Genomic DNA, 24,661 nt, shown 5'->3' with positions numbered 1-24,661 from the left:
CCCCATGCCGAACTCAGAAGTGAAACGCCGTAGCGCCGATGGTAGTGTGGGGTCTCCCCATGCGAGAGTAGGGAACTGCCAGGCATCAAATAAGTGGAAAGCCCTGTACTGATGTACAGGGCTTTTTGCTATTTAGAATTTGAGACGCGAAATGGCCAAAAACTGGCCAATAACTCTGATTTTGCAGCTATTAAAGAAAAGGCCATCCTCCCGGATGGCCTTTTCTTGCTTTTGTTTGCATCAAAATCAGTGATTAGAACTTTGCGAGATACCAATCCCAGTTTGTGAACGAACAAACTGAGGATAGAAACGCTCTCTCTCTTTTTGCCCCTCAACAGAATTGTCGGTAATTGAGAAGAACCAGGTTCCTGCAAAGGCAACAATCATTGAGAAGAGAGCCGGATATTCGTAAGGGTAGATTGGCTTCGCGTGTCCTAAAATCTGCACCCAAATCGTTGGGCCCAGGATCATCAGTATCACGGCCGTCAGTAACCCCAGCCACCCACCTATCATCGCGCCGCGAGTCGTCAATTTAGCCCAATACATCGACAGAAGAATAATCGGGAAATTACAGCTTGCTGCGATGGAGAATGCCAGACCCACCATGAACGCAATATTCTGTTTTTCAAACAAAATCCCCAAAGCGATGGCCACTATACCGAGAACGATAACGGTAATCTTTGAGACCCTCAGCTCATCGCGCTCCGTTGCCTTACCATCTTTAATGACGCTGGCATACAGGTCATGAGAAACCGCGGATGCGCCAGCCAGTGTTAATCCGGCCACGACGGCCAGTATTGTCGCGAAAGCCACTGCCGAGATGAAACCGAGGAAGAAGCTCCCGCCGACCGCATCAGCCAGATGTACCGCTGCCATATTATTACCGCCAAGCAATACGCCGCTGGCATCTTTGAATGCAGGGTTTGAACTGACCAGCACGATAGCGCCAAAACCAATAATGAACGTCAGGATATAGAAGTAACCAATGAAGCCAGTTGCGTAAAATACGCTTTTACGGGCTTCCTTGGCATCATTAACGGTAAAGAACCGCATGAGAATGTGCGGCAAGCCTGCGGTCCCAAACATCAGTGCAAGCCCCAGTGATAACGCCGATATCGGGTCGGAAACCAGTCCTCCCGGGCTCATGATTGCGATACCTTTTGAATGTACCGCGACGGCCTGTGTAAAGAGGGTATTGAAGTTAAAACCAACGGATTTCATGACCATAACAGCCATGAATGTGGCGCCTGCCAGTAACAGGATTGCCTTGATGATTTGTACCCAGGTTGTTGCCAGCATGCCGCCGAACAACACGTAAAGCACCATCAGGATCCCAACCAGGATGACTGCGACATGGTAGTTCAGGCCGAACAGTAACTGGATAAGCTTACCGGCACCCACCATCTGTGCAATCAGATACAGTGCAACCACAACCAGCGAACCACAGGCCGAGAGCAGGCGAATTGGCTTTTGCTTCAACCGGTATGACGCGACGTCGGCGAAGGTGTATTTACCCAAATTACGCAGACGTTCAGCAATCAGAAAAAGGATGATTGGCCAGCCGATAAGGAAACCGATGGAATAGATCAGGCCATCGTAACCGGAGGTATAAACCAGCGCAGAGATCCCAAGGAAAGATGCGGCAGACATGAAATCACCGGCAATCGCCATCCCGTTTTGCAGCCCGGTAATTCGGCCGCCAGCCGTATAATAATCCTGACGGGAACGCGTCCGTTTAGCAGCCCAGTAGGTGATATAAAGTGTCGCCCCGACAAACAAGACGAACATCACGATCGCTTCAATATTAAGAGGCTGACGTTTTACCTCGCCTGCAATACCTTCTGCTGCAAAAGCGCTGAAAGGCAAAACCAGAGATAACATCAGGAAAAAGAGGGAGCTACGGCGTGCGATCATGGCTTAACCTCACGGATAATATCAGCCGTCAGTTGGTCAAACTCGCTGTTGGCGCGAATGACATAGATGCCAGTGAGGATGAAAGAAATCACGATCAGCCCGACGCCAACCGGAATACCCCGCGTGATTGTGGCACCTTCATACAAGGGCGTCCCCAGCCATTGCGGATCGAACGCAATCAGCAAGATAAAAGCGACATACAGCACCAGCGTGATGCCGGACAGAAGCCAGGCAAAACGGCTGCGCTTTTGCACCAGTTCCCTGAAGCGCGGGTTACTTACAACTCTCTGATAAATGAGATCATTCATCTCAGTGACTCCTGTGAGGCATTGATAGAGTTCACCGCGCCAGGGCGGTGAAAATTATGACGGCACTTTCATTGATTGTTTTTCTTCCAACAATTTTTCGACTACGCCCGGATCCGCAAGCGTTGAGGTATCTCCCAGATTACTGGTGTCGCCGGCTGCAATTTTGCGCAGAATGCGACGCATAATTTTGCCGGAACGGGTTTTGGGTAATGAATCAGTCCAGTGAAGAACGTCCGGTGTGGCGATGGACCCTATTTCTTTACGCACCCAGTTGCGTACTTCCGTATAGAGTTCCGGTGAAGGCTCCTCGCCATGATTCAAAGTGATGTAGGCATAAATAGCCTGACCTTTGATGTTATGCGGAATTCCGACAACAGCGGCTTCTGCAATTTTTGGATGTGATACCAGTGCGGATTCAATTTCAGCCGTTCCCAGACGATGGCCGGAGATATTCAGGACGTCATCCACACGGCCTGTGATCCAGTAATAGCCATCTTCGTCACGACGCGCGCCATCACCGCTGAAATACATATTTTTGAAGGTGGAGAAATAGGTTTGCTCAAAGCGATCATGATCGCCAAACAGGGTACGTGCCTGGCCCGGCCAGGAATCGGTAATGACCAGATTGCCTTCGCAAGCGCCCTCCTGCGGGATACCTTCATTATCGACCAGCGCGGGTTGCACACCGAAGAAAGGACGGGTTGCAGAACCCGCTTTTAGCTCCGTCGCGCCCGGCAACGGTGTGATCATGAAACCGCCGGTTTCAGTCTGCCACCAGGTATCGACGATCGGGCATTGGCTGTTACCAATCGTTTTGTAGTACCACTCCCAGGCTTCCGGGTTAATCGGTTCACCCACTGAACCCATGATCCGCAGCGAGGCGCGGCTGGTTCCTTCGACCGCTTTGTCCCCTTCAGCCATCAATGCACGGATGGCGGTTGGCGCCGTATAAAGAATGTTTACTTTGTGCTTATCAATGACCTGGGCCATACGCGCTGGCGTCGGGTAATTTGGCACGCCTTCAAACATCAGGCTGACCGCACCACAAGCCAGCGGGCCGTAAAGCAGATAGCTGTGGCCAGTTACCCAGCCTACGTCGGCAGTACACCAGTAGATGTCGCCGTCGTGGTAATCAAAGGTGTATTTGAAAGTCAGCGCTGCATAAACCAGATATCCGCCAGTGGTATGCAAAACGCCTTTAGGTTTACCGGTGGAGCCGGAGGTATAGAGGATAAACAGAGGATCTTCCGCTTTCATTTCTTCCGCCGGACAATCAGCCGGAACATCTTTTATTGCGTCATGCCACCAGATATCGCGGCCTTCTTTCCATTCACCCTGTTTCCCGGTGCGTTTGAAAATAATGGAGTGTGTCACGCTGGTGACTGCCGGATTTTTCAGGGCATCGTCCACATTCTGTTTAAGCGGGATGGTTCGACCTGCACGCAACCCTTCATCGGCGGTGATCACGATTTTGGCATTGGAATCAATGATGCGGCCGGAAACGGCTTCCGGTGAAAAACCGGCAAAAATGACGGAATGCACTGCGCCGATACGGGCACAGGCCAGCATTGCCACGGCGGCTTCAGGCACCATAGGCATATAGATGGCGACAACATCGCCTTTCCTGACGCCAAATCCTTTTAATACATTAGCAAACTGGCAGACATCCTGGTGAAGCTGTTTATACGTGACGTGCTTATTTTCAGCATTGGGGTCATCGCCTTCCCAAATAAGCGCGGTCTGATCGCCTTTCTCTGCTAAATGCCGGTCGAGACAGTTAGCCGCCAGATTGAGGGTGCCATCCTCAAACCAACGAATATCGATATTTCCCGGTGCAAACGAGGTATTTTTCGCCTGAGTAAACGGTTTGATCCAGTCGAGGACTTTTGCCTGTTCTCCCCAAAAGGCTTCGGGGTCTTCAACAGACTGCTGATAATACTGTTGATATTTTTCAGGTGTGATCAGGGCGCGTTCTGCCACAGAGGCAGGAATAGAATGCTTATGAACTTGGCTCATGGTTTTTCTCCTTTATTTTGTTAAATATATGTCAATCAAAAGTTAAGTGTAGTTTGCGTTAGGGCTTTGTTTGCTTTCTGGGGGGCAGATCACGCAAGCGGAGAAAAAACAGCAAGATATCTGCAACAGCAGTGCGGGACAGGCCACAAAAGGCAGCGTGATGTCAGAAAGAACTGAGATATGAGCCAAAATGGAAACAGAAACTGTTCTTTCTCAATGAACACAGGGCGGTTTGAGAAGAATGAACGACTGAAAATGATCTGAAGAGAGATCCGGACGGACTTAGTTGAGGGCGTTCTTTTGATCTGAATGCAGAGTTTTCTCACTGATGTCGGCGAAAATGTATCAATAACCCTGAAAACGTAAATTTTAATTAAACGAAAAGTAAATTATTGGTTAACTAAAGCTTAACTTTTCAAATTAACAAGAATGATTTTTATTCAAGCCGGAACATTTAATGTTAATTATTTTAACTTTTAAGTTAATTTCCATTCATAAAGGTGATGTTTAAAGATTAATCTGAGATTAAAACTCTTAATATTTGCAATTGGCAAATTATTATAACGTTAAATTTAAAATATCAGTATATTGATCTGGCAAGAGAGGGGTGCTCTCTTCGGTACAGCGAAAAATATCGCCTGTGTGCGTATTTATCACTTAATAGCTACCGTTAAATCTCAAGGACTTACTATGTTTAACGCTAAGAACAAGACACTGATTATTGCTTTATCTACTTTAATTTCCGCTTCAGCTTTTGCTGATGACGTTACAACACCTCCGACCGGCGCTGACCAGGGTTCCGGCCGTATTCATTTCACCGGTACCGTTATTAACGCGCCTTGCTCTATTGCCGCAGGCGATGAAGACATTAATGTCGATATGGGTCAGGTGGCAAATAAGGTGCTGGCAAGCGGCAATAAATATTCTCAAAACGTTAACTACACCATCCATCTGCAAGACTGCGATTTGACCGCGCAAACTGCCGGCACCGTTGAATATCCGGCGATGTCTAAAGTTGCCGTATCTTTCGCGGGTACTCCGGACAGCAGCGCCACTGAACTGCTGGCGAACACCGGCAGCGCGAAAGGTGCAGGCATCCGTCTCATCGACGCTAACGGGGATTTGCTGAAAGTTGGCGATACCTCAAAAGACATTAATCTGGTAACAGGTAATAACGAGCTGGTATTTGCTGCGCGCGTTGAAGCCAACACCCAGCCAGTGTCCACCGGTACTATCGTTTCTCAGGCGACTTACGCCCTGAACTACAAGTAAAGATTGCTGTTATTAAGGGGAGTTATCTCCCCTTTATTTTCCGGGTGCATCGGGGTTCCGTGCTGGATTTATAAAAAATAAAAAGTGATTTTATTATGTTGTTTGCGATGGACAGAACATCGACAGGAATGAGAATAACAACAGGGGTTATTATTTTCTTGTCAGGATGCTTTATTTCATTCAAAAGTCTGGCGGTAGAATTTAACGTTAACTTTATTGATTCTGCCGATCGCAATAATGTAGACCTTTCACGTTTTCAGGTGGCGAATTATATCGCACCCGGTGAATATCTGCTGGATGTCGTGCTCAATGGCCGCACGCTGGGCGATCAAAGCTTGATTAAATATATTCCTACTGAAGATAATAAAAACAGCCGTCTGTGTGTGCCGCCTTCACTGGTGGATAAATTCGATCTGACCAAAGCCGCCCAGGAGCAGCTGACACTCTGGCATCACGGCGAATGCACTTCTCTGGATCGTCAAAAAGAAATCACCGCACGTTACGATCAGGAAAAACAGACGCTGAATATCAGTATCCCGCAGGCGTGGTTGACGTTTCACGATGAAAACTGGGTTCCGCCTTCCCAGTGGGACAACGGCGTGAATGGCGTATTACTTGATTACAACCTGCTGGGCAGCAAATACATGCCCCAGCAGGGCAACAGCTCGACCAGTTTTAGCAGCTACGGTACGACCGGATTTAACCTGGGTGCGTGGCGTGCCCGCGCTGATTATCAGTATTCCGCCGCCAGGACGTCAGGATCGCCTGCCAGCGATAAATTCACCTGGACGCAAACCTATCTGTTCCGTGCATTGCCTTCCATCGGCGCGCGTCTGACCGGCGGGCAGACCTATTTCAGCTCAGATATTTTCGATTCCTTCCGCTTTATCGGCGTTTCCGTCAACAGTGATCAGAGGATGTTGCCGCCTTCGCTGCGTGGTTATGCGCCTCAGGTAACGGGTATCGCCAAAACCAACGCCAAAGTCAGTATCAGCCAGAACGGCCGGGTAATTTATCAGACCAACGTTTCTCCCGGGCCGTTTGTCGTGCAGGACCTGACGGAAGCCGTGCAGGGTGCGCTGGACGTTAAAATTGAAGAAGAAAACGGCAGCGTAACGACATATCAGGTTACCACGGCGACGATCCCGTTTCTGACCCGCAAAGGTCAGGTGCGGTTCAAGACGGCGATGGGGAAACCGACCACCGGCAGCAGCAATCACGTTTTGCAGCCGGGTTTTTACAGCGGAGAAATATCGTGGGGCGCGCTTAATGATTTCTCAGTCTATGGCGGGCTGATTGCCACCACCGGGAACTATCAGGCGCAGGCACTCGGCGTCGGGCAGAATTTGCAAAAGCTGGGCGCGGTGTCTTTCGATGTCACGCGTTCTTCCGCTACGGTTCCTGTGGCGGGTAAGCAAACGGGTTTCAGCTATCGCGCCAACTATTCCAAACGTTTCGATTCCACCGGAAGCCAGATCACTTTTGCCGGTTATCGTTTCTCGGAAAAAACCTTCATGTCGTTCAACCAGTATCTCGACAAGGTGAACGGCGACGGGTATTCCCGCGACGATAAACAAACTTATACGGTAACCGCCAACCAGTTTCTGCCGTGGCCGGCGATCACGTTGTATCTCTCGGCGACACATAAGGTGTACTGGAACGAAAATCCCAGCAATAACTACAGCGTTTCCGTCAGCAAGATATTTGATATCGGGCGGTTCACCGGGATTTCCGGGACGTTGTCGGCCAGCAAGCTGAGATACCGCGATACCGATGAAAACCAGATGTTCCTGTCATTCAGTTTGCCGTTGTCTTCCGGGCAGCAGATCAGCTATGACGCTCAACAGGATTCCCAGGGCGGATTTTCGCAAACCGCCTCTTATTACAACAGCCAGGATCCGAACAACAGCTGGCGCGTAGGAGCCGGCGGAAGCAGCCCTGACCTGCAAAAAGGCGACGGCGTTTTCCGTGCTAACTACCAGCACATGTCTCCCTACGGTCAGTTAGGCGTGAACGGCAGCGTAAAAAATAACGATTACCGCTCGGTAAACGCCAATTGGTACGGCTCATTTACGGCCACCGCAGCCGGAGCCGCATTGCACCAGAGCAGCTCTGGCAGCGAGCCGCGCATGATGGTGTCGGCCGGAGTGAAGGGTATTCCGATCAGCGAAGGCGCGTCGGTAACGAATGATTACGGCATCGCCGTCGTGAACGGCGTCTCCAGCTATCAGACTTCTGATATCCGCGTTGACGTCAATCATCTGCCTGATGATGTAGAAGTTTACAGCTCGGTTGTCAGCAAAACCCTGACAGAAGGAGCAATAGGTTTCCGCAAAATCCGCGCGATTAAAGGCGAGCGCCTGATGGCCGTCATTCGTCTCGCTGACGGCAGCTATCCGCCATTGGGGTCGTCGGTGACGGATAACAGTTCCGGATTTGAAGCCGGTCTGATTGGTGATGGCGGTCTGGCGTATCTGGCGGGCGTCTCCGGCGAGAAATCGCTGACGGTACGCTGGGGCGAGGATCAGAAATGCCGGATACAGGTACCTTCGCAGCCCGTGACCCGTTCCGGCCAGGTGCTATTACCGTGTAGTTGAAAATTAACAAAGTGAATCAGGAAAGGAAGAGTCCGATGAAGAAGCAGATTTTACACACAGGCATGGCGTTACTGATGATGGCCAGCGTGGCTTGTCCGGCCATTGCAGCCATTAACCTTGACCGGACGCGTATCATTTTTAATGCCAATGACAAATCGGTCAGCGTCATGCTGGAGAACCAGAGCAAGGACTTGCCTTATCTGGCGCAGGTCTGGCTGGAGAATGCGCAGGGCGAAAAAATCACATCTCCGCTGGTGGCGCTGCCGCCAATGCAGCGGATTGATGCGGGCCAGAAAAGCCAGATCCGCGTACTTCAGTTACCGGAAACCGCCGCACTGCCGAAAGATCGCGAATCGTTATTTTATTTCAATGTGCGTGAAGTCCCGCCAAAAAGCGAAATGGCCAACGTGATGCAGGTTGCGATTCAGAGCCGCGTGAAGCTTTTCTTCCGGCCCACCGAACTGCGCAAATTGCTGAAAGGGAACTGGCAGGAACAGCTTCAGGTCAGCCGCCTTTCGGACGGGTTGAAACTGACCAACCCGACACCTTTCTATATCACCGTCGGCTATCTGGGTAAGGATAATAAAGGCAACGTGCCGGGGTTTGACAGCGTGATGCTGGCCCCGTTTGCGACAGAATCCCTGACCGGCGGTCAGTATGTCAGCAACCGGTACAGCCTGGGATATATGGACGACTACGGGGGTTTACAGGTGAACGAGTACCAGTGTCAGACGCCTCAGTGTCAGCTCATCAGCAAAGAAGGCAAACGCTAAGCTGTGTGTACGCCAGTATTTGAACCTGTTCATCTCCTCGATAAGGGATTGTTATGCCTGATATTTACCGGTTATTCGCTGGCAGGATGATATTGATTATTTTATTGCTCTGTTTTTCCCGCAGCGCGCTGGCGCTAGATTGCGTGGAAAAAGGAACGGGGATCGTCGATAAACCTGCGATCCCGGTCGGGCAGCTGGCGATACCGTCGAATGTGCCGGTTGGCACCAAAATCTGGGAATCCAATGACATTAACGTCACCGCATATTGCGATAATGTTCTGGGTTCAATCATTGATGTGGTTCATTTCTACTTCAACCCGAAATCCCAGTCGATTGGTGAGGGCTTACTGCTGGGCGTGAGCTATAACGGGCAGGATCTCGAGCAGAATGAACAGCGTCTCAGCACTAACAGTACGCCCATCAAAAAAGGCCAGAACGTTACGGTAAACGTCACTTTCCGCCTGTATATCAAGGTCAGCGGGAACGCGCCTTCCAGCGGTCATTATCAGGGGGCTGATCAGTTTACGGTATTCCAGCTTGATGGCAGCCGGGGCATCAACAAATCGCCGGGCGCTAAAAACCTGAAATATAACCTCTCCGGCTTACAGGGGATTCGTTTCCTGGCCTGTGGCTCCGATTTGAAGGTCTATCCGGAATCTCAGATTGTAGATTTCGGCCCGATCCAGAGCACCATTTTGTCCCGTTCTTCCGGTATTTCTCTGCCGTTTGCCATTAAAGCCGTTAAGCAGGGATGCCTGGATAATTTCTCCCTGCAGGCCGAGTTTTCCACGGCCAGTCCGTTGCTCGATAATACGGCCATAGATTTGTCGAATGGTGCCAAATTAATGCTCTACAACGATAAAGAACAGGCAATTACGTTCAATCGTTATGATGATTTTGCAGAACTCACTAACGTGAATGAAGTGACAAAAAACTTCACGGCGAAAGTGAGTGCGATCCCAGGGAGAGCACTTTCTCTCGGGCAATTTGATGCGTCAGTGATCGTCAAGATTAACTACTACTGACCGCGTCTGAAAGAGAGGGAGAACGACATGCTAAGAACGGCTAAACTACGGGCTCAGGCGCTTGAAGAACCGGTATATTCTACCCAGGCTCCGGAACTCATTGCTGAGACAGAAATTCATGCGTTGTTGCAAACCTTACGCGAAGATGCCGGATTAAATAAAACTGAGCTGGCCCGACGCCTCGGGATCACACCTCCGGCCATCACTCGCCTGGAAAAGCGTCCGGCACAGGCCAGTTTCAGTACGCTGGCCCGTTACGCTCAAGCCTGCGGATTTCAACTCTATCTGTATTATAAATAGACAAAAGCAGTGACGACCGGGTCTCACAGACTCTTACTGAAGATGCACAGCGTAAACGGTGACTGATTGTTTTCGATGAGCAGGGCGTTATCGTCGAACTTCTTTAAGACCAGCGTATCTGTGTGGCCCGTCAGAAAAAAACTGTTCATCAGTAAAAGTGAGGAAATACGCCAGTCAAAATCATCCACGCTATCGATATTGATCTGACTGCTGGTCATCGAGTAGGTATCCGTGGCCTTACTTTCATGGATATAATCATAATAGATATTACGCAGCAGCGTTTTTTTCTCAACGACGACATTTTCATTGTTATACAAATATCCTGTCCCGCTCAGAGAAATCAAAATTTTATTCTTGCTCAGAAAACTAAAGTACAGTGATGCCACCATCCTGGCTTTTTGATTATCATATTGTGCTTCTATGATCATGTTTCCCCGGCAAGGGATGTTAACCGGAAATGCCTCTTTGTCTTTTCTTAAAAAAATCTCGCAAAAAACAATGATCAGTAAAACAATAGTGGGCAATAAGAATAAAAGAAGGATCTTCTTTACTGAAGGTAAGCTTTTATTATAATTTGTCATTCGTGGTCCTGTCATTTGTATAATAACTTATGCAAATGTTCATCTTATGATTATCATCGGTATTACATTGCGTCATGAAATCGCGCACAGAACCCGTATTTATCGGGAGGGAAAATCGCTCACTTTGAAATATGAATATTTGACCGGGCTTGCAGGAAATATTGTTTTTTCGCAGGAAAATTTCGGCCAGACGCGCGAATTCCTCCTTTCGTGACGGAGTGACGGGCGCGGTTGAATACAGTTCGCAGACACCTATTCTCGCAATCTGCAAATGCGCCATCGGGTCACTCAGATTACGGTGAAGGATGAAAATCCCCCAGGCCGTAATCACTGTTGTGACTAAAATACTCATAAAAACAGAGTGTTTTGTTTCCCATCGGTGGTGCTCCGGTGTCACGGTTTCGGGCTGAACTGGCTCAGTCACCACCTCTGTGGAAGGCTGTTCTTCAGCGATGGGAAGAATGATTTCCGGTATTTCGATAACACTTCTGGACTCTTCCGTATTTTCTTTGGGAGATGCGATTTGCTCAAAATTCACCGCAATGGCGATCTCTTTCCTGATGTAAAAACCAACTTTGGGAACGGTGACAATGAATTCATCGGAATAACCCAGCATAGAAATCACTTTACGTAATTTGCTGATGCAGTGATTGAGGTTATTATTACTGGCAGTCAGTCCATAGTCATCCCATACTTTTTTAAAAAATGTTTCACGAGGAACAACAATGCCATGTTGCTCAATCAGCAATAATAAAATTCTCCGCGCAGGATTGGATACAGCGACCTTACTCTCAGCGTCGCTCAGCAAAGAAAGTGAGTTATCCTCTGGATTGAATACTATTTCATTTTCAATCAGATAAATCATTTGCATCCTCAGTCTCCCTGTTAAACATATCCTGTCTTACATTTGCATTCAGATAATTAGTACAGTGCTACCCTATCAGAATTTTACCCTGATATACCGTCGTTAAGGGGCAGTCAGTATAAACCGTACTATTTAAAAGTCAGATTGTTGTCAGAAATATTTACATGCTGGCAATGTATGGCCTTAACGGAGGGAGAAGAAAAAGGAAGGCTTGAGCCGGAAAGATATAAATCACGTACGGAATTTTAGTAGTACGTGATTTATAAGGTCATCAGGACAGGTACTGGCCGGCAATGTGAATCTGCTGCCGGTCAAAGTCGACAGCGATATCTACACCCAGCGGCAGGGTGAGCATCGGGTGAGTATGGCAACAGTCAAAGCCGTCGACTAACGGGATATCCTGGCCGTTAAGGATTTCCAGCAATACATCTGCGGGCTGTCTGCCGGCTCCGGCGTCATCGAATAATTCGTGCTTCCCGAGCACTATCGCACTGATGCGGTCGAAAACGCCATTGAGCTTAAGCATGGAGAATGAACGTTCGACGGTGGCGATATCTTTCAGGCTGTCTTCGATAAATAAAATGTCGCCCTGACGGATTTCGGGCATATAAGGACTTCCCCAGATCCCCGAAAGGGTATTCAGATTGCCGCCGATGACGCGCCCTTCAATACGCCCTTTGCCCAGAAAACGGCAGGTATTGGCATACAAATGCTTAGCCCGAACCGGAGCAATATCATCCCAGTTAAGCTTTTCATCCGTCCAGTGTGAGGGAAAAGAATAACGATATGGCGCGTCATGACGGTTCATCAAAACGTCAGCAAAAGACGCATAAGTCTCATCAACCAGCGGGGGAAATTCGCCGAAAGAGGCAACGAGCGCAGGGCCGTAAAAAGTAATCAGTCCGGTCTGTGCGTAAATGCCTGCCAGCAGCGCGGTGGTATCTGAATAACCAATAATGATTTTCGGGTCAGCGACCAGTGCGTCGTAATCGAGGTAAGGCAGCAGGGAGTTAGTGTTATTGCCCCCGATGGTGGACATCACACAGCGCACCTGCGGATCACGAAACAGCTGGTTTAATTCTTCAGCCCGCCGGGCAACGGATCCTGAACGGTAATGGTCTGACTCGCCGGTCAGCAACCCCGGTTTGAGCACAAAACCTTTTTCCCGCAAGTAGTCTTTCCCGCGCGCAAAGCGGTTTGGTGCCGTGGTGGTAACCGGTGAAGAGGCGGAGAAGAAACCAATAGTGTCACCGGTTTTCAATGCTGGCGGGAAAAGCGGAGTTCCGGACGAAGGCATTTCTATATCCTATAAATTTGCTCAATGTTCAACCTGCAATGTATCAGCTCAGTTGCAGGTTGAACATGACAAATCAAAGGATTAATGCTGCGTAATGACGTCTTCTGACGGGCTTTTTTTACCAAAAAGTTCATTCACTTTATTCTGGCGTACCAGTATCGCCATTGCGACCACGCCGACGATCGCCAGACCGCTCGACAGGATAAAAGCAGACTGATAACCGCCGCCGTACTGGATTAAAAAGCCGGTGATGCTGGGAGATAAAATCCCGGCCAGATTAGCCAGCAGATGCACAAATCCCCCCGCGGTTCCGATGCGATGCGCCGGCACGATATCCTGCAATAGCGACCAGCATGCCTGCGGGGTCATATACGCGAAGATACTGGCGACAGTGATCAGGGCGACGGCACCGGCCGTATTGCGGGTGTAAGCGGTCATCAGCACGCAACCTGCGGCGATGATCAGGCCGGTGAAAATGACGGCTTTGCGTGAAAAAAGGAAGTTGCCGGTCCGGCGGTATAGCATGTCCGCCACAATGCCGCCGCCAATGAAACCTGCGGTTGCGCCAAGCCACGGGAGAATGCCGATAATGCTCATGCTCCTGATGTCCAGATGCTGGAAATCCGTGAGGTAGCTCGGCAGCCATGACAGGAAAAAATACTGAATATAGTTGAAGCAGAAAAACGCGGCGGCCACGCCTAATACCGGTTTGGAAAAAACGTAATACCACAGGGTATGCACATCTTTTTCTTTCATCCCTGAAGTGACCGGTGTCGCGGGACGGTCGCTGGCAATCAGCGTTCTCTCGGCCTCTGAAACGCGCGGATGCTGTTCCGGTTTATCGCGGAAAAGAATCATCCAGGCTGCCAGCCACACGAAGCCCAGCGCGGCAATCACCACAAAGGCAATACGCCAGCCGAAGTGCAATCCGACCAGCCCGACAATCGGTGCAGCAATTGCTGCGCCCAGCGGTTGCCCGGCGTTGGTGAACCCGACCGCACGCCCGACTTCTTTACGCGGGAACCAGTTGGAGATGGATTTGTTAGTGGTGGTGCCCATCGGCCCTTCACCGATACCAAACATTACCCGCACGACCAGCAAATGCCCGAAACCTGTCACCAGCGCCGTAGCGCCGCAGAATACCGACCAGAAAGCTGCCGCCAGCCCGAACACTTTGCGTGGCCCGAATCTGTCAGCGCTCCAGCCCCCGATGAAACAAAACAGGCAGTAACCGATGAAGAAGGCGCTGAACAGAATCCCCATCTGCGCATCGTCAATGTGCAAATCGCCTTTGATCAGCGGTGCCATGACCGAAAGCGCGGCGCGATCGAGATAATTCAGCATGCCCGCAAAGAACAGCAGCAGGGCGATAATGACGCGGTAATTGGATTTATGCATGAGCCGCCTCCGTCATCAGGGAAAGAGTTTGTGAGCTGACAAGATATTTCTGAATGACGGCGGGAGAAGGCTCAAAACCCAGACCCGGCGCATCAGGTAAAACCATATGTGGCGTGAAGTCCAGCTGCGGATAAAGTTGTTCCTGCCACTGAATGAAAGGCACCTCCAGACTGACACTTTCATCAAGCAAGGCCACCAGTTGCGCGGTCGCTATCAGGCCGGCGCCATAATAGAAGCAGTGCGGAACAACCCGGACAGAATATTGTTTTGCTAACGCGAAGACTTTCAACATGGCGGTGATACCGCCAACTTTGCTGACGCTCGGCTGTGCGATGTCAATCGCGCCGCGTTCGAAATGCTCGACAAAACCCTGTACGCCCGCCGCATTTTCGCCAGCGGCAATTCGTGTGCCTTGTGTTCTGACCTGCGCCAGACCAGCCAGATCATCCGGCGGCCAGACGGGTTCTTCCAGCCATCCCAGATTCAGCGGGCGTAACTTCTGCGCCTGCGCGATGGCATCTTTAACACTCCACGGGCAATTTACATCGACCATCAGTTCAGCATCTTGCGGCAACACTTCCCGCGCGGTGGCAATGGCAGCGTATTCTGTTTCATGCAGTTTGATGGCGCGGAATCCGGCGTCATAAGTGCTCAGCACTTTTTCTGCCACGCGTTGCGGGTCATTCCCGTAACTCACCAGACTGGCATAAACCCCGATTTTATGGCGCTTCGCCCCAAGCAATTGCCAAAGCGGCTGGTTTCTGGCTTTTGCCAGCAAATCCCACAGCGCGATATCCACTGCCGACAGCGCAAACATCACCGGCCCCGTGCGGCCAAAGGCGTGGAAATTGATTTCTGCCTGTTGCATCAGCGAGGCAATTTCGTCAGGGCTTTGCGGACAGGTTTGCCCGAGGAAAAATCTGCCCACCAGACCGTTCAGCGCCGTTTCCGTCATCGGGTTTGAAAGATGCCCAAAACCTTCGCCCCAGCCGTGTAAACCGGTATCCGTGGTGATTTTGACCAGCAGCGTTTCCATACGGGTTAATGTCGGTGACGCCGCGTTGTAAGCGTCAGTGTTTTTCTCTTGTGATTTTTCCCTGCCGCTGCTGAAAGGAATAGCAACGCGCAATACCTCAATGTGGGTTATTTGCATCAGACAATCCTGTTTGTAGGGCTTTGAGTAAATTTTTTAGCCTAAGGAAACAGTCTAAAACGAGGAAATATGCCCGTTAACGGACGTTGGCCTAACTTTTAAACAGGATTGAACGGGAGTTTTGTGCAAATGAATGAAGGGGTGAGAAGTGAGTCACGAAAGGGAGAGGGCAGGATTTTTTTGGCCGAGGCCAGAAAGCAAAAAACCAGCCGTTAGGCTGGTTTCTTTAAATATGGTGCCCGGACTCGGAATCGAACCAAGGACACAGGGATTTTCAATCCCTTGCTCTACCGACTGAGCTATCCGGGCAACGGGGCGCATTAAACCGTATTGGGCATGTGCCGTCAACGGCTTTGTCATGTAAAACACATAAAAGACGTTCGTTTGCTGACTTTTCATTCAAAAATGGCGAAATGGCCTGTCTGCGGTCATAGAAAGTCAGGAAAGTGCGCCATGTTCACGGCAGCGGGCGACATTCAAAACATCTTCTGCCAGACGTCGCGCCACTTCCACATCGATGAGCTGACGTTTCACCAGCAACTTGCTCAGACAACCTTCAAGGATCAGTTCCATCTGCTGCGCCACCATTTCGGCGTCATCGGAACCCATTTCCTGGAGCAAAGACAGCGTGTAGTCGTAGGACGCCCGTTTCTGATTTTCGGCCAGTTGATGAATAGGCGCGTCGCTCTCAGGGAAAAATGTACAGGCCGCGATAAAGAGGCATCCCGGGTAACGCTGCTGGCGCACCTGCTGATCGAGCACTTTATACCGTGCCAGCAATTTTTGCGGCGGAGTGAGCGTTTCATCCAGCATCAGCTGACGCCGCCAGATCTCAATTTGTTCTCCGTGATAGCGCAGGCTGTCATAGAGCAGCGCTTCGGCGTCGGGCCAGAAGCGGCGAAGTTCATTGAGCGGAACGTCGACGAGTTCAGCGACGTTTTCCAGTGACAATGTTGCAAGGCCACGTTGTTCCAAGAGATTTAGGGTTTGATCGAGAACCTGTTCACGTAGCACGTTTGCCTCCTCACAATTCGCGTACTTCAAAATGTAGTGTCGTTTAAGGGCGGGCTTTCTGCAAATGCGTACTGAACTCAGTGGCATCCATAAAACCGGTGACCCGCGACTGCGGCAATTCATGGCCGTCGGGGCCAAAGAATAAAATCGTGGGCAAGCCCAGCACTTCAAGACGCTCTAACAACGCCTTCTGCTCCGCCGAGTTTTGCGTCACATCGGCCTGAAGCAACATAGTGTCGGCCAGCTCATTCTGCACCTCTGGCGCGGAAAATGTATATTTTTCGAACTCTTTACACGCCACGCACCAGTCCGCGTACAAATCCAGCATGACGCGTTTGCCCTGCGCGTCCTGCAAGGCGGCATTCAGTTCGTCAACGTTATGTATTTTCTGGAAGTTCAGCGCGTGCTGTGGCGCGGACTGACTGCTGGCGGGCGCAAAGGCCCAGTCCTGCAACGGACGGCTGACGATAAGCGCAGCGGCGAGGAAAATCAGTTGCAGAACACGCACGATACCGCGCTGGCTTTTCAGGCTCAGCAGTAACGCCCAGCCGAAGAATGCGATGCCCAGCAGGCTCCACAGGCGTAATCCCCAGGTATCGCCAATCACACGCTCAAGTAAAAACACCGGCAGCGCGAGAATGACAAAACCGAAGCCTTCTTTGACGTAATGCATCCACGGGCCGCTGCGTGGCAGCAGTTTATTCCCAAACAGGGTGACGATAATCAGTGGGATGCCCATCCCCAGCGCGTACAGATAGAGCGTGCCGGCACCGGCCAGCAAGTTTCCGCTCTGGGCAATATACAACAAAATGGCGCTCAGTGGCGCGGTGGTGCAGGGGGAACAAATCAGGCCTGCCAGCGCACCCATAATAAAGACGCCCGGCAGCGAACCGCCTTTTTGTTCATTACTCCACAACGCAAGCCGGGTCTGAACGGAGGACGGAAGTTGCAGGCTGAAAGCCCCAAACATCGATAACGCCAGCGCGATAAACATCACGGATAAAACGATCAGCACCCAAGGGCTTTGCAATGCGGCCTGGAACTGCAAGCCCGCGGCGGCGACCACCATCCCAAGGAGAGTGTACGTCAGCGCCATGCCCTGTACGTACACCAGCGACAGCAGAAAAATTCGCTTCATGCTGTGCGGGCGCTGGCGCCCGAGAATAATGCCGGAAATCAGCGGATACATCGGCAGCACGCACGGCGTGAACGCGATGCCAATACCAATCAGTAACGCCCAAAGCGGCGAAAACGGCAGCGGCGTGGAGACTTTCGCTGGTGTGGCCTCGACCGGCGGAAGGGCGGATCCTGCGACGCCTGAGCTGGCTTTAACCGGCTCTGAAACTTCACTGAGCGGCACTTCACGGGTTTCCGGCGGATAGCAGAAACCAGCGGCGGCACATCCCTGATAAGTTACGCGGACGGTTGCATCGGCGCTGGCTTGCTGTAACGGCACCGTGAGGCGCAGCGCGTTTTCGAATACTTCACTGTCGCCTAAAAATTCATCGTGATGTTCACGGCCCTTCGGCAGGATAAACGCTGCCAGCCGGGCATTCTTCGGTTCAATCTCAATTTTGCTGCGATATAAGTAGTAACCGTCGCGGATCTGCCAGTTCAGCTTGAGGTCATGGCCTTGTTGCTGAAAATCAAAGCTGAAAGCCTGATCAACAGGAACAAATTGCGTGGCTGCCGGTTTATCAAACAACGAGGCGTGCGCCTGCAAAGGCAAGATAAACAGGCTGCACAGCAGAAAGAAAATTCGAAGAATGCGGTGATCCATGCGGAGTAAAGTTCTCTTTGTCGCGGCAGTTAAACGGCCACTGGGTGATTCGACAGAAGATGCGGACGGCTTCATGCCGCAGCGCGTTAATGAAATGTGAGTATACCCCGTGCGAACGCGACGCAGAAAGCCTTGCAGGTACTTTACAAAAGAGTGAAGCGGAAGAACGCAGGAAAGGTGGGGGCCGTAGCCCCCGGAAAAACTGTCAGAGAATAATACTGCCGGCGGCGAAGCCGAAAAGAACCGACAAAAATACGCCGATCGTGCCCGGTATAAAGAACGGATGGTTAAAGACGAACCGGCCAATTCGGGTGGTACCGGTGTCATCCATCTGCACAGCGGCAACCAGCGTCGGATACGTCGGCAAAATGAACAGCCCTGAGACTGCCGCGAAAGAACCCACCGCCGTCAGCGGGGAAACGCTCAGCGCCAGCGCCATTGGTAACAGTGCTTTGGTCGTCGCGGCCTGCGAATACAGCAGGGCCGAACTGAAGAAGAAAATCACCGCCAGCAGCCAAGGATGTGCCTGAATAATGGTGCCTGCGGTTTCCTTAATCCAACCCAGATTCGCCTGTACAAACGTGTCTCCGAGCCAGGCAACGCCGAGGATACAAATGCAGGCGCTCATGCCGGATTTGAACGTGCTGGAGGTCAGAATTGAGTCGGTTTCGATGCGGCACAGCAGGGTGATTAATGTCGCCACGCTGAGCATAATAATCAGAATCGCGCTGTTGGTGGTCATCACCGGTTGAGCAACCCAGCCAAGGCTCGGGCTGTTAATCACGGCGTAGCCAACCACAGAAAAAACGCCCAGCAGGAACAGTAAAACGGAAAGCTTCGCGCCACGTTTTATTTCCACTTTTTTATCGCCACGCAGCTCAATCAGGCCTTCTTCATAGCGCTTGAGATAAACCGGATCGTTGGAGAGTTTCGAGTCAAAACACCAGCTGATAATCAGCGACATCACAATCACTGCCGCCAGCGTCGAAGGAATCATCACCATCAGCAGATGCAAATAACTGACGCCGTGGCTTTCCATCGTCGACGCCATATACACCACCGCGGCGGAAATGGGCGAGGCGGTGATAGCGATCTGCGCGGCCACTACGGCCGTAGAAAGCGGACGGCAAGGTTTGATCCCCTGCTCTTTTGCCACTTCAGAAATTACCGGGAGCGCAGAAAGTGAAATGTTGCCGGTACCGGCCATGATCGTGAGGAAATACGTGACGATCGGGGCCAGAAGGGTGATGTGTTTCGGGTTTCGGCGCAGCAGTTTCTCGGTTTGCTGCACCAGATAATCCATCCCGCCCGCGACCTGCATGGTCGAAATGGCGGCAATCACGGCCATGATGATTGAGATAACGTCAAAAGGAATCGATCCCGGTTTCACGCCGATTAAAGCAAGCACCAGAACACCCAATCCGCCCGCGAAACCAATTCCGATGCCGCCCAGACGGGCACCGAGAAAAATTGCGGCGAGTACAATAATAAGTTCGATGATTAACATGGCTGTCCGTCCATATATCCAGTAATCCTTAAGGAATTGAAAAATAATTGTTATGTAATTGTTGTTTGCAACTCAGTAAAAAGGCCCGCTGTTCCGCAGAACAACGAGCCTTTAAAAGGTCAGAAATGGAGTCTGTTACTGTTCATTTTCATCGGTATAGCGCTTCGCTTTGTAAGCCGGGTGCTTCAGGTTTTCGATAGAGAAAATGTCGTCCAGCTCGGCTTCCGTCAGCAAACCGCGTTCAAGCACGACTTCACGAACGCTCTTGCCGGTTTCCGCACAAATCTTACCGACGATATCGCCATTGTGGTGGCCGATGAACGGGTTCAGATACGTCACGATACCAATGGAGTTGAAGACGTAGAATTCGCACACTTCTTTGTTTGCCGTAATGCCGTTGATGCATTTTTCCAGCAGGTTGTAGCAGGCGTTAGTCAGGATGTGCACGGATTCAAACATGGCCTGGCCGATCACAGGCTCCATGACGTTCAGCTGCAACTGACCCGCTTCGGCGGCCATCGTGACGCACATGTCGTTGCCGATGACTTTGAAGCAAACCTGATTCACTACTTCCGGGATCACCGGGTTAACTTTGGCAGGCATGATGGAAGAACCGGCCTGCAATTCTGGCAGGTTGATCTCATTGAGCCCGGCGCGAGGCCCGGAAGAGAGCAGGCGCAGGTCGTTACAGATTTTGGAAAGCTTAACCGCCAGACGCTTCAGGGAGCTGTGAACCATTACGTAAGCGCCGCAGTCTGATGTTGCTTCAATCAGGTCTTCAGCCGGAACGCACGCCAGATTGCTGACTTCCGCCAGTTTCTGCACGGCCAGCTGCTGATATCCTTCCGGCGTATTCAGGCGCGTACCAATCGCCGTTGCCCCGAGGTTTACTTCCAGCAGTAATTCACCGGTGCGGATCAGGTTACGGGTTTCTTCTTTAAGCAATACGTTGAATGCATGGAATTCCTGGCCGAGCGTCATCGGTACCGCGTCCTGCAACTGCGTGCGGCCCATTTTGATGACGTTTTCAAATTCGACCGCTTTGCGCTCAAAGCCATCACCCAACTGAGAAATCGCATCAACCAGTTTCAGCAAAGAGGCGTAAACCGCGATACGGAAACCGGTCGGGTAGGCATCATTGGTGGACTGGCATTTATTAAGGTGATCGTTGGGATTAAGGAACTGGTAATCGCCTTTCTGGTGACCCATCAGTTCCAGACCGATGTTCGCCAGCACTTCATTCGTGTTCATATTTACCGAGGTTCCCGCGCCGCCCTGATAGACGTCGATAGGGAACTGGTCCATGCATTTACCTTTATCAAGCACTTCGTCGCACGCCTGAATGATGATGTCCGCGATATGGCGTGGAATGGTGCGCAGCTCTTTGTTTGCCAGAGCCGCCGCTTTCTTCACCATCACCATGCCACGAACAAACTCAGGCACATCGCTGATCTTGGTGTTGCTGATATAGAAGTTTTCAATCGCCCGCAGGGTATGAATGCCGTAATAAGCTTCTGCCGGTACTTCGCGCGTGCCCAGCAGGTCTTCCTCGATACGAATGGTGTTTGACATGAGAACCTTCTCTTCGGTACTGAATGCGTTATGCGATGTTTAAAATTATGTTACTAGCCGTGGTAAATTTAAAACGATCAACCGTTGTTTCCACAACGAAGGCGATCATATGCTGCTTCAGGCGAATTGCACGTACTAAGATCACTATCCTGCCCTATGATTGTGCAAGTTTTTAGTATCTGTGAGAATTCTCACAATTCATTTACCTGCTCAATTAAATCAGGTCTGGTGCTTGAAATCACCGGGACACAGCACCATCTCATTGTAGTCAGCCTGCATTTCTTTGATGGTAAACATCGGAAACAGGCACTTATTCAGGGTTTCGAACGGTTCTGAAAAAGAACTTCGGGGCCAAATCACAAGGAGAATGCGGTGCGCTGGTTACCGTTACTACTGTTATTCCTGCTGGCTTATATTGAAATCACCTTATTTATCAAGGTGGCTGCGGTTGTTGGCGTCGCCACGACATTATTGCTGGTGGTATTCACCTCCTGCGTGGGTGTTTCTCTGGTCAAAAATCAGGGAATGAAAACGTTCATGCAGCTTCAGCAGAAGCTCGCTGTCGGTGAAAGCCCGGCGGCTGAAATGGTGAAAAGTGTTTCACTGGTGATTGCCGGTTTCCTGTTATTGGTTCCGGGATTCTTTACCGATTTCCTCGGCTTGCTGCTCCTGCTGCCGCCGATTCAGAAACGACTGACGCTCAAGCTGATGCCGCACCTGAATATTGTTCGCTCTGGCGGTAACTGGGGGAGCAGTGCGCCCACCGGAAATACCTTTGAAGGCGAGTTCCAGCGGACTGATGAAACACCGGAACGCCTGGTTTCACCGAAAAAAGATGACGACACAGAGCACCGCGATCGCTAATCTCTGTGGCCTTGATTGTTAATACATTGTTGGGAAGTAGTTTTCAGGCTGGGTTTAGATGGCCTGAAAGCCAAAAGAAAAAGCGAAATTTTTTCTCTTCTTCCCCTTGAATGGGGGTGTATCGCCCCCATTAAACAAACCACGAGGCCAGGCAGGCATTTGTCAGGCATTCAACCCTAAAAATAGATATGGACCCGCTCACAGGAGAGTTATCAATGAAAATTCGTCCATTGCATGACCGCGTTATCGTCAAGCGTAAAGAAGTAGAATCTAAATCCGCTGGCGGCATCGTTCTGACTGGCTCAGCTGCTGGTAAATCTACCCGTGGCGAAATCCTGGCTGTCGGCCATGGTCGCATTCTGGAAAACGGTGAAGTTAAAGCGCTGGACGTTAAAGTTGGCGACATCGTCATCTTCAACGACGGCTACGGCGTGAAAGCTGAAAAAATCGACAATGAAGAAGTGTTGATTATGTCTGAGAGCGACATCCTGGCAATCGTAGAAGCCTGATCTTCCTCCGACCCACTTTTTTCTGAACTGAACGAATTGAAGGGAAATTAACAATGGCAGCTAAAGAAGTAAAATTCGGTAACGACGCCCGTGTGAAAATGCTGCGTGGCGTAAACATCCTTGCTGATGCAGTAAAAGTGACCCTGGGCCCTAAAGGCCGCAACGTGGTTTTGGACAAATCTTTCGGTGCTCCAACCATCACTAAAGACGGCGTGTCCGTTGCACGTGAAATCGAACTGGAAGACAAGTTCGAAAACATGGGCGCACAGATGGTGAAAGAAGTGGCGTCCAAAGCGAACGATGCAGCGGGTGATGGTACGACTACCGCAACCGTATTGGCACAAGCCATCATCACTGAAGGCCTGAAAGCTGTTGCCGCTGGTATGAACCCGATGGATCTGAAACGCGGGATCGACAAAGCGGTCATCCACGCTGTTGAAGAACTGAAAAAACTGTCTGTACCTTGCTCTGACTCTAAAGCGATCGCACAAGTTGGTACTATCTCTGCTAACTCCGATGAAACCGTCGGTAAACTGATCGCTGAAGCGATGGAAAAAGTCGGCAAAGAAGGCGTCATCACTGTTGAAGAAGGCACTGGCTTGCAGGACGAGCTGGACGTTGTTGAAGGTATGCAGTTCGATCGCGGTTACCTGTCTCCGTACTTCATCAACAAGCCAGAAACCGGTTCAATCGAACTGGAAAGCCCGTTCATCCTGCTGGCTGACAAAAAGATTTCTAACATTCGCGAAATGCTGCCAGTACTGGAAGCCGTTGCTAAAGCCGGTAAACCACTGCTGATCATTGCTGAAGACGTTGAAGGCGAAGCCCTGGCGACTCTGGTGGTGAACACCATGCGTGGCATCGTGAAAGTGGCTGCGGTTAAAGCACCTGGCTTCGGCGACCGTCGTAAAGCTATGTTGCAGGACATCGCAACCCTGACCGGCGGTACCGTAATCTCTGAAGAGATTGGCCTGGAGCTGGAAAAAGCGACTCTGGAAGACATGGGTCAGGCTAAACGCGTTGTGATCAACAAAGACACCACCATCATCATCGATGGCGTTGGCGAAGAAGCAACCATTCAGGGCCGTGTATCTCAGATCCGTCAGCAGATCGAAGAAGCAACTTCTGATTACGACCGTGAAAAACTGCAAGAGCGTGTGGCTAAACTGGCAGGCGGCGTAGCTGTTCTGAAAGTTGGCGCAGCGACTGAAGTTGAAATGAAAGAGAAAAAAGCCCGCGTTGAAGATGCGCTGCACGCAACCCGTGCTGCTGTAGAAGAAGGCGTGGTTGCTGGTGGTGGTGTTGCGCTGGTTCGCGTTGCTCACACTCTGGCTAACCTGACCGGCGACAACGATGACCAGAACGTGGGTATCCGCGTTGCTCTGCGCGCAATGGAAGCTCCACTTCGTCAGATCGTTGTGAACGCAGGTGAAGAAGCTTCTGTTATCGCAAACACTGTTAAAGCAGGTGAAGGTAGCTTCGGTTACAACGCTTACACCGAACAATACGGCGACATGATCGCAATGGGTATCCTGGATCCAACTAAAGTGACCCGTTCTGCTCTGCAGTACGCGTCTTCTGTAGCTGGCCTGATGATCACCACTGAGTGCATGATCACTGACCTGCCTAAAGACGATAAAGTTGATATGGGCGGCGCTGGCGGTATGGGTGGCATGGGCGGTATGGGCGGCATGATGTAATCATCATCCCCCTGCGTTCATCCGCAGGTACGGCAAATCAGCGGCAATTTTGTTGTCTGAGTTAACGTACTGAAGAAACCCGGTCTGAAAAGGCCGGGTTTTTTTATTTGACCATTTTTTATCGTGTTCAGTAAGATAAGTCTCAATGTCTTCCGGGTTTAACGTGTAGACTCATTTCTGCGTGGTTTTCGGATTTATACCGATAGCGCAGAACCT

Annotated in this window: 20 protein-coding genes and 1 tRNA gene; 8 read left to right on the top strand and 13 right to left on the bottom strand. The window is 50.7% G+C overall.

Translation table 11 applies throughout. The features are described 5' to 3' along the window. Positions 1 to 246: 246 nt before the first annotated feature. The 3 genes from actP to acs are packed head-to-tail and all read right to left on the bottom strand — an operon-like array spanning position 247 to position 4,238. The gene (actP, locus tag M2403_RS14190) at positions 247 to 1,881 is read right to left on the bottom strand and encodes a cation/acetate symporter ActP (protein WP_152325370.1); all 1,635 of its coding nucleotides are present in this window, start codon (positions 1,879 to 1,881) and stop codon (positions 247 to 249) included. A 29-nt stretch (positions 1,882 to 1,910) separates the two neighbouring features. Beyond that, complete coding sequence (locus M2403_RS14185) at positions 1,911 to 2,222, bottom strand: DUF485 domain-containing protein (protein ID WP_101078242.1); 312 nt, start codon at positions 2,220 to 2,222, stop codon at positions 1,911 to 1,913. A gap of 54 nt (positions 2,223 to 2,276) precedes the next feature. Next, on the bottom strand, positions 2,277 to 4,238 hold the full coding sequence (acs, locus tag M2403_RS14180) for an acetate--CoA ligase (RefSeq protein WP_259229618.1): 1,962 nt from the start codon (positions 4,236 to 4,238) through the stop codon (positions 2,277 to 2,279). Between the two features lie 690 nt (positions 4,239 to 4,928). On the opposite strand from acs, the gene M2403_RS14175 reads away from it, so the two are divergent. The 5 genes from M2403_RS14175 (at position 4,929) to M2403_RS14155 (ending at position 10,205) form a co-directional block, all read left to right on the top strand. Beyond that, entirely contained in the window at positions 4,929 to 5,510 is a 582-nt protein-coding gene (locus M2403_RS14175; RefSeq protein ID WP_152325359.1) for a fimbrial protein, read from the top strand. A 95-nt stretch (positions 5,511 to 5,605) separates the two neighbouring features. Continuing rightward, the gene (locus tag M2403_RS14170; RefSeq protein WP_152325358.1) at positions 5,606 to 8,107 is read left to right on the top strand and encodes a fimbria/pilus outer membrane usher protein; all 2,502 of its coding nucleotides are present in this window, start codon (positions 5,606 to 5,608) and stop codon (positions 8,105 to 8,107) included. A gap of 35 nt (positions 8,108 to 8,142) precedes the next feature. Next, complete coding sequence (locus M2403_RS14165) at positions 8,143 to 8,880, top strand: molecular chaperone (RefSeq protein ID WP_405047825.1); 738 nt, start codon at positions 8,143 to 8,145, stop codon at positions 8,878 to 8,880. Positions 8,881 to 8,933: 53 nt separating this feature from the next. Continuing rightward, positions 8,934 to 9,905 (top strand): fimbrial protein, encoded by a 972-nt coding sequence (locus tag M2403_RS14160; RefSeq protein ID WP_152325357.1) that lies wholly within the window; start codon positions 8,934 to 8,936, stop codon positions 9,903 to 9,905. Between the two features lie 27 nt (positions 9,906 to 9,932). Continuing rightward, positions 9,933 to 10,205, top strand: a complete 273-nt coding sequence (locus M2403_RS14155; protein WP_152325356.1) for a helix-turn-helix domain-containing protein — start codon at positions 9,933 to 9,935, stop codon at positions 10,203 to 10,205. A 23-nt stretch (positions 10,206 to 10,228) separates the two neighbouring features. On the opposite strand, the gene M2403_RS14150 is transcribed toward M2403_RS14155, so the two are convergent. From M2403_RS14150 to aspA, 10 genes are all read right to left on the bottom strand, one after another. Next, entirely contained in the window at positions 10,229 to 10,522 is a 294-nt protein-coding gene (locus tag M2403_RS14150) for a FidL-like protein (protein WP_259229615.1), read from the bottom strand. 250 nt (positions 10,523 to 10,772) lie between these two features. After that, complete coding sequence (locus M2403_RS14145; RefSeq protein WP_152325354.1) at positions 10,773 to 11,657, bottom strand: winged helix-turn-helix domain-containing protein; 885 nt, start codon at positions 11,655 to 11,657, stop codon at positions 10,773 to 10,775. Between the two features lie 265 nt (positions 11,658 to 11,922). Beyond that, the gene (locus M2403_RS14140; RefSeq protein WP_259229614.1) at positions 11,923 to 12,948 is read right to left on the bottom strand and encodes a S66 peptidase family protein; all 1,026 of its coding nucleotides are present in this window, start codon (positions 12,946 to 12,948) and stop codon (positions 11,923 to 11,925) included. An 81-nt stretch (positions 12,949 to 13,029) separates the two neighbouring features. Beyond that, positions 13,030 to 14,346, bottom strand: coding sequence for an MFS transporter (locus tag M2403_RS14135; RefSeq protein WP_208952268.1), 1,317 nt, complete (start codon positions 14,344 to 14,346; stop codon positions 13,030 to 13,032). Further along, complete coding sequence (locus M2403_RS14130) at positions 14,339 to 15,499, bottom strand: mandelate racemase/muconate lactonizing enzyme family protein (RefSeq protein WP_259229611.1); 1,161 nt, start codon at positions 15,497 to 15,499, stop codon at positions 14,339 to 14,341. Before M2403_RS14130 ends, M2403_RS14135 begins: the two co-directional genes overlap by 8 nt. A 233-nt stretch (positions 15,500 to 15,732) precedes the next feature. Continuing rightward, a tRNA-Phe gene (locus M2403_RS14125) sits at positions 15,733 to 15,808 on the bottom strand. Between the two features lie 129 nt (positions 15,809 to 15,937). Beyond that, on the bottom strand, positions 15,938 to 16,513 hold the full coding sequence (locus tag M2403_RS14120; RefSeq protein WP_259229610.1) for a transcriptional regulator: 576 nt from the start codon (positions 16,511 to 16,513) through the stop codon (positions 15,938 to 15,940). A gap of 43 nt (positions 16,514 to 16,556) precedes the next feature. Continuing rightward, positions 16,557 to 18,293 (bottom strand): protein-disulfide reductase DsbD, encoded by a 1,737-nt coding sequence (locus tag M2403_RS14115; protein WP_259229609.1) that lies wholly within the window; start codon positions 18,291 to 18,293, stop codon positions 16,557 to 16,559. A 205-nt stretch (positions 18,294 to 18,498) separates the two neighbouring features. Further along, a complete protein-coding gene (locus M2403_RS14110; RefSeq protein ID WP_152325348.1) occupies positions 18,499 to 19,800 on the bottom strand; it encodes an anaerobic C4-dicarboxylate transporter in 1,302 nt (433 codons plus the stop codon). Between the two features lie 135 nt (positions 19,801 to 19,935). Beyond that, on the bottom strand, positions 19,936 to 21,372 hold the full coding sequence (aspA, locus tag M2403_RS14105) for an aspartate ammonia-lyase (protein ID WP_152325347.1): 1,437 nt from the start codon (positions 21,370 to 21,372) through the stop codon (positions 19,936 to 19,938). A 372-nt stretch (positions 21,373 to 21,744) separates the two neighbouring features. Here aspA and M2403_RS14100 point away from each other — a divergent pair, with 372 nt between their 5' ends. The 3 genes from M2403_RS14100 (at position 21,745) to groL (ending at position 24,445) form a co-directional block, all read left to right on the top strand. Continuing rightward, on the top strand, positions 21,745 to 22,236 hold the full coding sequence (locus tag M2403_RS14100) for an FxsA family protein (protein ID WP_152325346.1): 492 nt from the start codon (positions 21,745 to 21,747) through the stop codon (positions 22,234 to 22,236). Positions 22,237 to 22,451: 215 nt separating this feature from the next. Continuing rightward, a complete protein-coding gene (locus tag M2403_RS14095; protein WP_009636718.1) occupies positions 22,452 to 22,745 on the top strand; it encodes a co-chaperone GroES in 294 nt (97 codons plus the stop codon). Between the two features lie 53 nt (positions 22,746 to 22,798). Further along, complete coding sequence (gene groL / locus M2403_RS14090; RefSeq protein ID WP_101078256.1) at positions 22,799 to 24,445, top strand: chaperonin GroEL; 1,647 nt, start codon at positions 22,799 to 22,801, stop codon at positions 24,443 to 24,445. Positions 24,446 to 24,661: the final 216 nt, after the last annotated feature.

Origin of the sequence: Rahnella sp. BIGb0603 (genome assembly GCF_024808755.1) — a bacterium.
GTDB classification, from domain to species: domain Bacteria; phylum Pseudomonadota; class Gammaproteobacteria; order Enterobacterales; family Enterobacteriaceae; genus Rahnella; species Rahnella contaminans.
The sequence above is the reverse complement of the archived record's forward strand: the minus strand, read 5'-3'. Positions and strand labels throughout refer to the sequence as shown.